The sequence below is a fragment of the Microbacterium memoriense genome (assembly GCF_025398275.1).
In the GTDB taxonomy this organism is placed as follows: domain Bacteria; phylum Actinomycetota; class Actinomycetes; order Actinomycetales; family Microbacteriaceae; genus Microbacterium; species Microbacterium memoriense.
Genome location: NZ_JAODOR010000008.1, coordinates 69,042 through 82,437, shown reverse-complemented (window position 1 = coordinate 82,437; position 13,396 = coordinate 69,042). Strand labels below are relative to the sequence as shown.

Sequence of the window (13,396 nt, the reverse complement as noted above, 5' to 3'; positions counted from 1 at the left end):
GCCGGCATGGTGCATGCTGGGAGAGATGGTCATCGACGGCATGGAAGTACCCGAGGACGGTCCCGAATCGGACCGCATCGGTGAGCTTCTCGTACGCACCGCAGGGGGCGACGAGGCAGCTTTCGCCAGCCTCTACGATTCCCTCTCTCCCCGCGTGTTCGGCCTCATCCTCCGGGTCCTCGTGGACCGCGCGCAGAGCGAGGAAGTCCTCCAAGAAGTCTTCCTCGAGATCTGGCAATCCGCCGGCGCGTTCGCTCCGAATAAGGGACAAGGCCGGTCGTGGGTTCTCACGATGGCACACCGACGAGCCGTGGATCGTGTCCGTTCGGCGCAGTCCGCAGGTGAACGTGACGTGCGGGTCGGGATGAGAGAACTGAATACTCCGGTCGCCGGAGTCGAGGAGCAGGTGGAGCTGCGACTGGACAGCAGGCGCGTGACGCGGGCACTGGGAACTCTGCCAGAACCGCAGCGCGAAGCGATCACGTTGGCCTATTACGGCGGATACTCACAGAGTGAGATTGCGGCGCTGGTGGGGGCGCCGCTGGGAACTATCAAGACGAGAATGCGTGACGGGCTGTCACGCTTGAGGACGGAAATGGGGGTGATGTCGTGAACGAGCAGGAGTTCGCCGAACTGTCGGCCGGGCACGCCCTCTCCGCTCTGTCACCGGCGGACGAGCGCGCGTACACCGCTGCGCTCGCGGCACACCCCGAATGGGCCGCTATCGCCGAGGCCGACCTCCGTGCTGCCGCGGCGCTCGCCGACGGGGCAGAAGAGGTTGCACCGCCGCTCGCGGCACGCTCGCAGATTCTGAACCGTATCCGTCAGGCATCGGGCGAAGAGTCTTCCGCTCCGGAGCAGGCCGACGTTCCTGCGGCATCCGCTCCGTCGACCGAGGTTGTCCAGACCGTCGCGCGGCGGAACTGGTCGCGTGGCCTGTTCGCTCTCGTAGCCTCGATGGTTTTGCTCGTCGGGATCGGCTGGGGTGCGGGCAGTATCTCGGAGATCCTCAACCGGACGCCTGCCGAGAACACGCTCATCCAGATCGAAGCGGCTCCCGATGCGGCACAGGCATCCGGTGACCTCGTCGATGGTGGCACCGCGACGGTGCACTGGTCGGAGTCGCTCGGTCAGGTCGTCCTGGTCAGCCAGGGACTCCCGCAGATCCCGGACGACCGCACGTTCGAGCTGTGGTACGTCCGCGGCGACGGGGCGATCTCCGCCGGCACGTTCGACGCCGGTGACGGCCGGACGACGGCAGCACTCGCGTCCGGGATGGAAGCCGGAGACACGATCGCGGTGACGATCGAGCCGGCCGGAGGGGCACCCGAGGGTGCGCCGACGACCGAGCCGATCGTGTTGATCCCGACGACCGGCGTCTGACCCTTCGCTCTTCGGACTCGGCCTCGGCACGCGATGCGCCGGGTAGCCTGGACGGCGATGAGTGATGACTCCCGCCCGTTCCACAAGCCCGTTCGGCGCCCCGCCGAGCTGTTCGACCGCCTGTTCAGCGCAGAGGATCCGGCTGAAGTGTCGCGCGTCGCGCATGCGACCGCCGCGGCACTGTTGACCCGCGTACGGGAAGCGCCGGCGGATGCCGTGATCGAGCGGCTCGTCGCCTTCACCGACGAGAACGGGATCGACACGATCGCCGACCTCTGGTCGCGCGCACCCGCCCGCTCCCTCCCCGGGGCACTGTGGCGGCTCTACCTGCTGCAGCTGATGGTGCACGACGACCCTCGCACCGCCGCGCTGCTCTACGAGCGGGGGCGGACACGTCTCGCCTCGGTCGACGATGTCGTCGCCGGAGCACCGACACCGGCGGGACCGGATGAGCTGGTCTCGCTGAGCGATGAGATCCTCCGCGGGATCTTCTCCGGCGATTTCGCCATCGCGTTGGAGCGCGCGGCATCCTTCTGCCGCGTCGAAGCGGCCGGTGCGACCGATCTTGCCGACGATTACGATGCCAGCGAGCCCGAGCGGGCACGCACGTTCACGACACGGGCGCTACGGTTGGCGACGTATGCCGAGGAACTCGCGGGCGCGGCAGGCCTCTGGCGGCGGGACGCGCTGACCTGAGCATCAGTCCCTGGAGCCAATAGTGCCGGGCCGCAGAACGCCTCTCGGCGCGGTGCCGCTCGAAGCGGCAAAAGATGGAGCCCGGGGTTACTGCGGCCCGGCTGTTCCAGTGTAACGAATGCCACCGGGTGCGGTATTCCCGCGGCGTAGGCTCGCTTCATGGCACCGAGCTACGCCCTCCTCATCGATATCGCACCGGCGGACGCTGACCGCGCCGACTTCGCGGACACGTTCACGGTGATCGACCCGGCACAGCCGGCGTTGCCGGTGGGGGAGCTGAGTGCCCAACGCGGCGACGGGGTGTTCGAGTCGATCGGTCTCATCGACGGACATGCGCAGGAGGTCACCGCTCACCTGGAGCGGTTGGCGCATTCGGCCGAGCTGTGCGATCTGCCCGCACCGCACCTTTCGCAGTGGCGACAGGCGGTAGCGCAGGTGGCCGCGCACGCGGGCGCCGGCGAGGCGGTGATCAAGCTCGTCCTGAGTCGTGGTGTCGAGGGTGGGCAGAGCCCCACGGGGTGGGTCACTGTCGCTCCGGCCACCGATTTCGCCGCGTCGCGCGCGGACGGCATCCGCGTCGTGACGCTGGATCGCGGGTGCCCTCTCGATGCCCCTGCGCGTGCTCCGTGGCTGCTGTCGGGCGCGAAGACACTGTCGTATGCCGTGAACATGGCAGCTCTCCGCGAGGCGAAACGTCGCGGCGCAGACGATGCGATCTTCACGACAAGCGACGGGTTCGTCCTCGAGGCGCCGACGGCATCGCTGATTCTCCGTCGCGGCGACACGTTCGTCACGCCGGCACCGACCGGCGGCATCCTGCACGGGACGACGCAGGTGAGTCTGTTCGCGCGTCTGGCCGCTCAGGGGTTCGCCGTCGCGTACGAAGAGGTTCCGGCATCCACGCTCGCGTCAGCGGATGCGGCATGGCTGGTGTCGAGTGTGCGCCTGGCTGCGCCGATCATCGACATCGACGGCCTCTCGCTGCCCCTCGAGCGCGAGCTGACGGCATCCCTCAACGCGTACTTGCTGTCCGGACGTGACTGACCCTCGCCCGCGCCGACGCTCCCAGGCGTGACGGTGGTATGTCCCACTTTCGGTTGCTTTCGCGCCCGTGAAACAACCGAAAAGGGGACAACCCTCACCCGAATCGGGACAAGGGCTGCCCCCAGTGGGACACGCGCGTAAGGATGTGGGCTCAGCCGAAGCGGCCGGAGACGTAGTCCTCGGTGGCCTGGATGGCCGGAGTCGTGAAGATCGAGTTCGTGTCGTTGTACTCGATGAGCTTGCCCGGCTTGCCGGTGCCGGCGATGTTGAAGAACGCCGTCTTGTCCGACACACGCGACGCCTGCTGCATGTTGTGCGTCACGATGACGATCGTGTAGTCCTTCTTGAGCTCCTGGATGAGCTCCTCGATCGCGAAGGTCGAGATCGGGTCGAGCGCGGAGCAGGGCTCGTCCATCAGCAGGACGTCGGGGGAGACGGCGATCGCACGCGCGATGCACAGACGCTGCTGCTGACCGCCGGACAGGCCGGAGCCCGGCTTGTCGAGGCGGTCCTTGACCTCGTTCCAGAGGTTCGCCCCCTGCAGCGACTGCTCGACGAGAGCATCAGCGTCGCTCTTGGAGATCCGCTTGTTGTTGAGCTTCACGCCCGCCAACACGTTCTCCTTGATCGACATCGTCGGGAACGGGTTGGGGCGCTGGAAGACCATGCCGACCTGACGGCGCACGAGCACGGGGTCCACGCCCGGACCGTAAAGGTCATCGCCGTCGAGGAGGACCTCACCCTCGACGCGTGCGCCGGGGATGACCTCGTGCATGCGGTTCAGGGTGCGGAGGAACGTGGACTTGCCGCAGCCGGAGGGTCCGATGAAGGCGGTCACGCTGCGCGGCTGGATGTCGATGGAGACGCCCTCGACGGCGAGGAACTCGCTGTAGTAGACGTTGAGGTCGTTGACTTCGATGCTCTTAGACACGGGGTACCTGTGATTTCGATTTCGAGAGGAGTTTCGGGAGGCCGCGTGCTCAGCGGCCGAGCTTGGGGGAGAAGATCTTCGCGACCAGGCGGGCCACGAGGTTCAGGACCATGACGATGACGATGAGCGTCAGCGCGGCGGCCCAGGCGCGGTCGATGTAGGCCGATGCCGGCGTGCCCTGGTTCATGTACTGCGAGTAGGCGAACACGGGGAGCGTCGCCATCCGGCCGTTGAACAGGTCGTAGTTCATCGACGTCGCGATGCCGGCAGTGAGCAGCAGCGGGGCGGTCTCACCGATGACGCGCGAGATCGACAGCATGATGCCGGTCGTGATGCCGGCGATCGAGGTGGGAAGGACCACCTTGACGATCGTGAGCCACTTGGGCACGCCGAGCGCATACGACGCTTCGCGCAGTTCGTTGGGAACGAGTCGGAGCATTTCTTCGCTGGAGCGAACGACGACCGGGATCATCAGCACGGCGAGCGCGACGGAGCCCATGATGCCCATGCGCACGCCCGGTCCGAAGAAGAGCGCGAACAGGGCGAAGGCGAACAGACCCGCGACGATCGAGGGGATGCCGGTCATGACGTCGACGAGGAACCGGATGCCCTGCGCCAGGCGGCTGCTCTGTCCGTACTCGATCAGATAGATCGCGGTGAACAGACCGATCGGGATCGACACGACGGCGGCGGCGAGGGTGATCAGCAGTGTTCCGACGATCGCGTGCAGAGCGCCACCGCCCTCACCCACGACGTTGCGCATGGACGAAGTAAAGAACTCCGCCGAGATTCCGGCGACGCCGTTGGTGACGACGGTTGAGATGACCGAGATCAGCGGCACCATCGCAAGGGCGAAGGCGGCAGAGACGACTCCGACGACCAACCGGTCGACTCCCTTGCGGCTACCCTCGACGACTGTCGAGATGACCGCGATCAGGACGAGGTAGGCCAAGACCGAGACGATGGCCCAGCCGGGAATACTGAACGATCCGCTTTCGGCGAGAGCGATGACACCGAAGATCGCGGCGCTGACGACCGCGCTGAGTCCGAGGAGAGCCCAGGGTGCCCAACGGGGGAGATGACCGCTGGTCAGGCCGCTGGACGTGCGCGGCGCGGATGTAGGCGGCGTCTGTGAGGGAGCAGTGGTGATGGTCATGTCAGTTGGCTCCCGAGAATTCCTTGCGGCGGTCGACGACCCAGCGGGCGACGGCGTTCACAGCGAAAGTGACGATGAACAAGATGAGGCCGGTGGCGATGAGCACGTTGATGTTCGTGCCGTATGCCTCGGGGAAGGTCAGGGCGATATTGGCCGGAATCGTCCCGGGGTTTTCGGAAGTGAGGAGCTGGATGCTGATGACGTTCGCCACCGACAGCACCATGGCCACCGCCATCGTTTCGCCGAGGGCGCGACCGAGGCCGAGCATCGAGGCGGAGACGATGCCGCTCCGGCCGTACGGGAAGACCGCCATGCGGATCATTTCCCAGCGTGTGGCGCCGAGGGCAAGCGCTGCCTCCTCGTGCAGGACGGGGGTCTGCAGGAAGATCTCGCGGCAGATGGCCGTGATGATCGGCACGACCATGACGGCCAGCACGATCGCTGCCGTGAAGATCGTGCGGCCCGTGCCCGACACGGTGCCGGAGAAGAGGGGGAACCATCCCATGTTCGTGTTCAGCCACATGTAGACCGGGAGGACGGCCGGGGCGAGCACGAGGATGCCCCAGAGGCCGAAGACGACGGAGGGGACCGCGGCCAGAAGGTCGACGATGTAGCCGAGGGTCTGGGCGAGCCGGCGCGGCGCGTAGTGCGAGATGAAGAGAGCGACGGCGACCGACAGGGGAACCGCCATCAGAAGGGCGAGGATCGCGGCCCAGACGGTTCCGAATGCAAGGGGCCAGACGTAGTCCCAAAAGTCGCTGCGCAGAATCGAGGCGGTCTCGTTGGTCGCGGAGATTCCGGGGATCGATTGGATGATCAGGAAGATCGCGACCGCAGCGAGGGTAACGAGGATCATCGATCCGGCGGCCAGCGCCGTGCCCGAGAACCAGCGGTCGCCGGCGCGCTGCGGAGGCTTCGGCTTCGCAGTGACAGCCGCTTCGGTTGTCGTGGTCATGAGTCCTTTTCCCTCTTCGATGTGCTCAGGGGTGTACCCGGCCCGGCAGGATGCCGGACCGGGTACGGGGGTATTACTGCGTGACGATCAGATCGAGCGCGCCCTGCATGGCCTCGCGCTGCGAGTCGGAGATCGGTGCGCTACCGGCTGCGGCAGCAGCGGCATCCTGGCCCTCTGCGCTGATCACGAAGTCGAGGAAGCCCTTGACCAGCGGCGCGATGGCGGCGTCGGTGTACTCCTCGCACGCGACCATGTAGCTCACGAGCACGATCGGGTAGGCAGCGGTGTCGGGCGTGCGGTCGAGCGCGATGGCGAGGTCACCCGCGGTGCGGCCCTCTTCCAGCGGCGACGCGTCGACGACGGCGGCAGCGGCCTCCGGCGAGAACGAGACGAACTCGTCACCGATCTGGACGGCGACCTGACCGAAGCCTTCGGCGCGCGAGGCGTCGGCGTAGCCGATCGTTCCCGTGCCACCGTCGACGGCAGCAACGACACCAGAGGTCTGCGGGGCAGCCTCACCGGCGACGGGCGTGGCCGGCCACACACCATCGGCCTCCCAGGTCCACACGTCGGGTGCAGCCTGGAACAGGTAGTCGGTGAAGTTCTCGGTCGTGCCCGAGTCGTCGGCGCGGTGAACCGGCGTGATGGCCAGGTCGGGCAGCGTGACGCCCTCGTTGGTCGCGGCGATCGCCGGGTCGTTCCAGTTGGTGATCGTGCCGGCGAAGACGCCCGCGAGGGTGTCGGCGTCGAGGTTCAGCGTCTCGATGCCGTCGAGCTTGAAGATCACGGCGATCGGCGAGATGTAGGACGGGATCTGAATGATGCCGGTGTCCGCGACGCACGCGCTGAAGGGGCCTTCGGCGATCTCGTCGGTCGTGAACGCGCGGTCGGAGCCGGCGAAGCCGACAGCGCCGGCCTGGAAGGATTCGCGTCCCGCGCCCGATCCGGACGGGTCGTAGGTGATGGTGCTGTCCGGGTTGGCCGTCTGGAAGCCGGCGGCCCAGGCCTGCACGGCGACGTCCTGCGACGATGCGCCGGCACCGGCGAGTTCACCGGAGAGCGCGACGGCGCCATCGGTCGCGCCGTCCGTGGCAGCAGGGGTGCCTTCGTTCGATGCGCAAGCGGTGAGCGTAAGTGCCGCGATGGCGGCGACTGCGCCCAGCTGGGCGAGGCGGGTGAGCTTCACGTGTGTGTCCTTCGGGATTGTCCTGTGATGGCAGCCCTGGTGCAGGGCCAGGCATGACCGTAGACACCGACTCTTACGAGAGTGCGCTGTGTGGGTAAACGCAAGGTGAACGCGGGCCGCTCGAACGGACGAAATGCCGCCTGCGTTCTCCTGTGGTTAACCCACCGGGGCTATCCTGTGCGCCATGGCGAAGACGAGTAAGGCCGAGCGTGCGGCGCGCGAGGCGATCGAAGAGACCTCAGCTGCGGTGTCGCGCGCGAAGAAGACGGCCAAGGGGCTGCCGAAGAAGCAGGCATCCGGTCTCGCGGACTATATCGACGACGCGCGGGATGCGGCCGATGTCTCCACCAAGAAGGTGCGCCGCAAGCCGAAAAGGGTCGCGAAGGATGCCGAGCGCGCCGCGCGCCGACTCGAGCGCGCCGTCGCGAAAGCGGTCGCCGCTGCCGAGCGGAAAGCGCAGTCGCGCGCCGATGCGCGCGCTGCTGCCGCCGCGTCTGAGCGCGCCGCTGAGGACGCCGCCCTCCTCGCGGCCGAGGCGAAGTCGCTCAAGAAGGCCGCGCGGCGAGCTGAAAAGGTCGCCGCGCGTGCGGAACTCGACGCCGCGACGGCGGGAGATGCACTCGCCGCGGAGTTGACGGCACCTGCCGCTGATCTCGCGACGGATGACGATGCGTCCGAGGCTGCCCCTGCCGAGCTCTCGGCCCTCACCGTCGTGCAGTTGCGTTCGCGCGCCCGAGCGGCCGGTCACACGGGACACTCGCGGTTGACAAAGGCGCAGCTGATCGACCTGCTCTCCTGAACGTGTCGGCATCCGGTCAGGAGATTCTGGATCGCTCGTCCGCAGCGCCGGAGCCTCGCACACTTCTGGAGATCATCCGGGCCACGACCGCGACCTACCCGGAGGCCTCGGCGATCGACGACGGATCCGGAGCGCTCAGCTACCGGGAGTTGATGGCGCGGGTCGGCACGACCGCCGCGCGCCTGCACGAAGCCGGGGTGCGCCGCGGCGACCGCGTCGGCGTGCGAATGGCGTCAGGGTCCAAAGAGCTCTATATCGGTATTCTCGGCATCCTCGCGGCCGGCGCGGCATATGTCCCCGTCGATCTCGACGACCCCGATGAGCGCGCCCAACTCGTCTTCGGCGAGGCGGGTGTCCGCGGTGTCATCACCGGTGCCGGCGCGTACACGTCGTCGGTTTCCGAAGGTATGCCGCTGGAGGAATCCGAGCTTTTCGCGGGCGATGCCCCGCATCCCTCCACGCACGCGATCGTCACTGTGCCGCCGCCGACGGTCGACGACGACGCGTGGGTCATCTTCACCTCCGGATCCACCGGGGTCCCGAAGGGTGTCGCGGTTTCGCACCGATCAGCGGCCGCGTTCGTCGATGCCGAAGCCCGCATCTTCGCGCAGGATGAACCGCTCAGTCCGAAAGACCGTGTTCTGGCCGGGCTCTCGGTCGCGTTCGACGCGTCGTGCGAAGAGATGTGGCTCGCGTGGCGCCACGGGGCATGCCTCGTGCCCGCGCCCCGTTCGCTCGTGCGCTCTGGCGAGGATCTTGCTCCCTGGCTGCTCCGGCAGGGGATCACGGTGGTCTCCACGGTCCCGACTCTCGCGGCGATGTGGCCTGCGGATTCGATCGAGAACGTCCGCGTGCTGATCTTCGGCGGGGAGGCCTGCCCGCCTGAGCTCGCGACCCGTCTCGCGGCAGAAGGCCGCGAAGTCTGGAACACGTACGGCCCGACCGAGGCGACGGTGGTCGCCTGTGCCGCTCCGCTGGGCGTGCCGGGACCGGTTCGCATCGGCCTGCCGCTCGACGGCTGGAGCCTCGCGGTGGTCGATGCCGATGGACAGCCTGTTGCCGAGGGGGGAATCGGTGAGCTGATCATCGGTGGGGTGGGTCTCGCGCGTTACCTCGATCCGGCGAAGGACGCCGAGAAGTATGCGCCGTTCCCGACTCTCGGGTGGGATCGTGCCTACCGGTCGGGTGACCTGGTGCGCTTCGAGAGCGCGGGCCTGATCTTCCAGGGCCGAGCGGATGACCAGGTCAAGGTCGGTGGACGCCGCATCGAGCTCGGTGAGGTCGAAGCCGCATTGCAGGACCTGCCCGGCGTGACCGGTGCCGCCGCCGCCGTGCGGATGACCGAGGCCGGCGTACCCGTGTTGGTCGGGTATCTCGCGGCGCCCGCCGATTTCGATCGTCTCGCCGCTCGCGCCGATCTCGCCGCCCGGCTGCCGGCTCCGATGGTTCCGTTGCTCGCGGTCGTCGATGACCTGCCGATCCGTACCTCCGGCAAAGTGGACCGCGCCGCTCTTCCGTGGCCGCTCCCCAACGTCGAGCTGCCCCACACGGATTTCTCGCCGGGTGAAGCGTGGCTTGCGGAGCAGTGGCAGGCCGTCCTCGGGATGCCGGTCACCGGCACGAAGGTGGACTTCTTCGATCTCGGTGGCGGATCGCTCGCGGCAGCCCAGCTGGTCTCCCGCATCCGCACGCGGGTGCCGGAGTTCTCCGTCGCCGACATCTATGACGTCCCCCGCCTCGGGGCGATGGCCAAGGCGCTCGGCGCCGCCCTCCAGGACGATGTCGACGCGACGTTCCACCGTCCCGCGCCGACACCCCGTCGCATGCAGTGGGTGCAGTCGATTCTGGGCGTGCCCCTGTTCATCCTCTCCGGCATCCGGTGGCTGCTGTACCTCCTCACCGCGTCTGCCCTCCTGCGCCTCGCGCCCGGGTTCGATGTGCTGCCGGCGACACCGTGGCCGGTGCTCGTCGTGGGGCTGCTCGTCTTCGCGACCCCGTTCGGGCGCATGGCGATATCGGCCGCAGCGGCCCGTGTGTTGTTGAGGGGTCTCCGACCCGGCGACTACCCGCGCGGTGGCTGGGTGCACGTGCGCCTGTGGCTCGCGGAGCAGATCGCCGACCAGGTCGACGCTGTCGGCCTCGCGGGCGCACCGTGGATCGGCTCCTACGCGCGTGCGCTCGGCGCACGCATCGGCACCGGCGTCGACCTGCATGCTCTGCCGCCCATCACAGGGATGCTGGAGATCGGCGACGGCGCGGCCATCGAGCCCGAGGTCGATCTGTCGGGCTACTGGATCGACGGGGACGTCGTGCGGATCGGCGGCATCCGCATCGGGGCCGACGCGACGATCGGGTCGCGCAGCACTCTGGCGCCCGGCACACGGATCGGCCGTCGCGCCGAGATCGCACCGGGATCGGCCGTGTTCGGACGCGTGCGCGCCGACCAGACCTGGGCAGGGTCCCCGGCCGAACGCACCGGCGGCCGGTCGGGAGAGTGGCCTACCGAGCGGGCTCCCGCCCCCACCCGCTGGCTCTGGGCCTATGCGCTCTCGGCCGTCTTCCTTGCGCTCGTGCCGATCGTGTCGTTCGCCGCCGGTGGCCTCGTCGTGGCACAAGGCGTTATCGGAGCGGACTCCCTCGGGACCGCGCTCGGCGGAGCGTTCCTCTGGCTCGTGCCCGGTGTGCTCGTCACCGGACTCGTCTACGCCGCGACCGTGGTGGTCTCCGTGCGGCTCCTGGCGATCCGCCTGGACGAGGGCACGCATCCGGTACGTAGCCGGGTCGGGTGGCAGGCATGGGCGACCGAACGCCTGCTCGATTCGGCGCGGACGGTCCTCTTCCCCCTGTACTCCAGCCTGTTCACGCCGGTGTGGCTGCGGATGCTGGGCGCTCGCGTCGGGCGCGATGTCGAAGCATCCACCGTGCTCCTGATCCCGTCGATGACCCGTATCGAAGATGGCGCCTTCTTGGCCGACGACACGATGGTCGCCTCCTACGAGTTGCGGGGAGGCTGGATGCGGTTGGGGCAGGTCCGCATCGGCAAGCGCGCGTTCCTCGGCAACTCCGGCATGGCCGCACCGGGACACCGCGTGCCCCGCGACGGATTGGTCGCGGTGCTGTCTTCGGCTCCGATGAAAGCCAAAGCGGGCTCGTCGTGGCTGGGGTCGCCGGCCGTGCGCCTCCGGAGACTTTCGGCGGAGGGCGACGAGACGCGCACGTACCAGCCGCCTGTGCGGCTGCGCGTCGCGCGGGCGCTGTGGGAACTCGGCCGCATCGTGCCGGTCATTGTGACCTGCGGGCTCGGACTGCTGGTGATGTTCACCTTGGCAGCCTTGATCGAGTCCTTCGGGTTGGCCTGGGCGGTCTTGCTCTCCGGGCTCGTCCTCCTGCTCACCGGTGCACTCGCGGCGGGCCTCTCGACGCTCGCGAAGTGGATCATCGTCGGTCCCATCCGCGCCGGCGAACAGCCCCTCTGGTCGAGCTTCGTGTGGCGCACCGAGGTGTCCGATACCTTCACCGAGATGGTCGCGGCGCCGTGGTTCGCCCGCGCGGCGGCCGGCACCCCCGCTCTCGCCGTGTGGTTGCGATCGCTCGGTGCGACGATCGGGCGCGGTGTCTGGTGCGACAGCTACTGGCTGCCGGAGCCCGATCTCGTGACCCTGGGCGACGGATCGACGGTCAATCGCGGCTGCGTTGTGCAGACCCACCTGTTCCATGATCGAATCATGAGTATGGATACCGTCGAATTGGAAGCCGGGGCGACCCTCGGGCCCCACAGCGTGATCCTCCCTGCGGCCTCGATCGGTGCGCACGCGACGGTGGGTCCGGCATCCCTCGTCATGCGCGGCGAATCGGTGCCGGTCGGATCGCGGTGGAGCGGCAACCCCATCGGCCCGTGGCGTGCGGTCAAGGCGCGCGCGTACCAGTCGACATCGTGAGCGGTCACGACCCGTACACACCCGAGAGCGGTGACTCGACCTTCGACGTCGAGTCCTATGACCTTCAGATCGATTACCGCGTGCGCACCAACCGGCTCGAGGGTCGGGCGCTCATCAACGCCGTCGCGACGACGGCCGTGTCCGCGATCAGTCTCGACCTCGTCGGGCTCCGTGCGACGCGCGTGCGGCTCGACGGCGATCGCCGCACCCAATTCACGCAGGGACCGCGCAAACTCCGCGTGAAGTCGGCGCGGGCTCTGCACGCGGGGGAGCGGTTCTCCCTCGACATCACGTATGCCGGCTCTCCGGGGCCCCGCCGGTCTCGGTGGGGCACGATCGGCTGGGAGGAGCTCGAGGACGGATCTCTCGTGGCCGCCCAACCCACCGGAGCGCCCACGTGGTTCCCCTGCAACGACCGCCCCGACGACCGTGCGCGCATGCGCATGTCCGTGACGACGGATGCCGGCTACCTCCCTGTGCCGACCGGTCGCCCGCTGGGGCAGTCGGTCAGCGGCGGACGGGTGACCGTCACTTCGGAATCCGCCGTGCCGGTGGCGACGTATCTTGCCGCCGTCCATATCGGCGCGTACGAGCAGACCGCGCTCGCCGGCGACGCGCGCGTGCGTGTGTTCGCCCCGCCGGCGTTGCGCGCGGGCGTCTGGCGCGCATTTCAGGATGTGCCGCGCATGCTCGCGGTGTTCGAGTCGGAATTCGGCGCGTACCCGCAAGAGGATTGCGCTCTCGTCGTCACGGCCGATGAGCTTGAGATCCCGCTCGAAGCTCAGGGGATGGCGGTGTTCGGCGTCAACCACCTCGTCCCTGAAGAGCAGCGGCTGATCGCCCACGAACTCGCGCATCAGTGGTTCGGCAACAGTGTCGGCCTGGCCCGATGGCGTGACATCTGGCTCAACGAGGGATTCGCCTGCTTCGCGGAATGGATGTGGTCCGAAGCCTCGGGTGGCCCGACGGTTGCGGCGCGAGCTGCGCAATACCATGCGCGAGTGCGGGCGCTTCCGCAGGATCTCGTGCTCGGCGACCCCGGTCCGGACCTCATGTTCGACGACCGGGTGTACAAGCGCGGCGCGCTCACCCTCTACGCCCTGCGGTGCGCGGTCGGTTCAGCTGCGTTCTCGACGGTCGTGCGGGAGTGGGCGTCGGAGCATCGCCATGCCCTGGTCACCAGCGATGACTTCCGCGCATTCGCGTCGGGGGTGACCGGTGTCGATCTGACCGGTCTGTTCGCGGCGTGGCTGGATTCTCCGCTTCTGCCACCGCTGCCGCACCCCGCGGTCTCGACGTCTCGGTGAT

11 protein-coding genes are annotated in these 13,396 nt (G+C 68.2%); 7 read left to right on the top strand and 4 right to left on the bottom strand.

The window, feature by feature from the left end; all coding sequences use genetic code 11:
• The first annotated feature begins 13 nt into the window (after window positions 1–13).
• The 4 genes from sigK (at window position 14) to N4R40_RS06790 (ending at window position 3,123) form a co-directional block, all read left to right on the top strand.
• Window positions 14–613 carry an ECF RNA polymerase sigma factor SigK gene (gene sigK, locus N4R40_RS06805; protein ID WP_261606608.1) on the top strand — a complete coding sequence of 200 codons (600 nt, stop codon included), beginning with the start codon at window positions 14–16 and terminating at the stop codon, window positions 611–613.
• Window positions 610–1,383, top strand: a complete 774-nt coding sequence (locus tag N4R40_RS06800) for an anti-sigma factor (RefSeq protein WP_261606607.1) — start codon at window positions 610–612, stop codon at window positions 1,381–1,383. The genes sigK and N4R40_RS06800 overlap by 4 nt, the downstream gene beginning before the upstream one ends.
• Before the next feature lie 57 nt (window positions 1,384–1,440).
• A complete protein-coding gene (locus tag N4R40_RS06795; RefSeq protein ID WP_261606606.1) occupies window positions 1,441–2,079 on the top strand; it encodes a DNA-directed RNA polymerase subunit beta in 639 nt (212 codons plus the stop codon).
• Between the two features lie 159 nt (window positions 2,080–2,238).
• Window positions 2,239–3,123 carry an aminodeoxychorismate lyase gene (locus N4R40_RS06790; RefSeq protein ID WP_261606605.1) on the top strand — a complete coding sequence of 295 codons (885 nt, stop codon included), beginning with the start codon at window positions 2,239–2,241 and terminating at the stop codon, window positions 3,121–3,123.
• A gap of 151 nt (window positions 3,124–3,274) precedes the next feature.
• Here the strand turns inward: N4R40_RS06790 and pstB are convergent, their stop codons facing one another.
• The 4 genes from pstB to N4R40_RS06770 form a co-directional block, all read right to left on the bottom strand.
• Window positions 3,275–4,054 (bottom strand): phosphate ABC transporter ATP-binding protein PstB, encoded by a 780-nt coding sequence (pstB, locus tag N4R40_RS06785; protein WP_261606604.1) that lies wholly within the window; start codon window positions 4,052–4,054, stop codon window positions 3,275–3,277.
• 49 nt (window positions 4,055–4,103) lie between these two features.
• On the bottom strand, window positions 4,104–5,210 hold the full coding sequence (pstA, locus tag N4R40_RS06780) for a phosphate ABC transporter permease PstA (RefSeq protein ID WP_261606603.1): 1,107 nt from the start codon (window positions 5,208–5,210) through the stop codon (window positions 4,104–4,106).
• Between the two features lies 1 nt (window position 5,211).
• Window positions 5,212–6,165 (bottom strand): phosphate ABC transporter permease subunit PstC, encoded by a 954-nt coding sequence (gene pstC / locus N4R40_RS06775; protein ID WP_261606602.1) that lies wholly within the window; start codon window positions 6,163–6,165, stop codon window positions 5,212–5,214.
• A 73-nt stretch (window positions 6,166–6,238) separates the two neighbouring features.
• Window positions 6,239–7,351 (bottom strand): phosphate ABC transporter substrate-binding protein PstS, encoded by a 1,113-nt coding sequence (locus N4R40_RS06770; RefSeq protein ID WP_261606601.1) that lies wholly within the window; start codon window positions 7,349–7,351, stop codon window positions 6,239–6,241.
• A gap of 184 nt (window positions 7,352–7,535) precedes the next feature.
• Here N4R40_RS06770 and N4R40_RS06765 point away from each other — a divergent pair, with 184 nt between their 5' ends.
• The 3 genes from N4R40_RS06765 to N4R40_RS06755 are packed head-to-tail and all read left to right on the top strand — an operon-like array spanning window position 7,536 to window position 13,395.
• Window positions 7,536–8,150, top strand: coding sequence for a hypothetical protein (locus N4R40_RS06765; RefSeq protein WP_261606600.1), 615 nt, complete (start codon window positions 7,536–7,538; stop codon window positions 8,148–8,150).
• 2 nt (window positions 8,151–8,152) lie between these two features.
• Window positions 8,153–12,088 carry a Pls/PosA family non-ribosomal peptide synthetase gene (locus tag N4R40_RS06760; protein WP_261606599.1) on the top strand — a complete coding sequence of 1,312 codons (3,936 nt, stop codon included), beginning with the start codon at window positions 8,153–8,155 and terminating at the stop codon, window positions 12,086–12,088.
• A complete protein-coding gene (locus tag N4R40_RS06755) occupies window positions 12,085–13,395 on the top strand; it encodes a M1 family metallopeptidase (protein WP_261606598.1) in 1,311 nt (436 codons plus the stop codon). The genes N4R40_RS06760 and N4R40_RS06755 overlap by 4 nt, the downstream gene beginning before the upstream one ends.
• The last annotated feature ends 1 nt before the right edge of the window (window position 13,396 follow it).

Coding starts and splice junctions, on each gene's coding strand:
- sigK (WP_261606608.1), top strand. CDS start 14: ATGCTGGGAGAGATGGTCATCGACGGCATGGAAGTACCCGAGGACGGT.
- N4R40_RS06795 (WP_261606606.1), top strand. CDS start 1,441: ATGAGTGATGACTCCCGCCCGTTCCACAAGCCCGTTCGGCGCCCCGCC.
- N4R40_RS06790 (WP_261606605.1), top strand. CDS start 2,239: ATGGCACCGAGCTACGCCCTCCTCATCGATATCGCACCGGCGGACGCT.
- pstC (WP_261606602.1), bottom strand. CDS start 6,165: ATGACCACGACAACCGAAGCGGCTGTCACTGCGAAGCCGAAGCCTCCG.
- N4R40_RS06765 (WP_261606600.1), top strand. CDS start 7,536: ATGGCGAAGACGAGTAAGGCCGAGCGTGCGGCGCGCGAGGCGATCGAA.
- pstA (WP_261606603.1), bottom strand. CDS start 5,210: ATGACCATCACCACTGCTCCCTCACAGACGCCGCCTACATCCGCGCCG.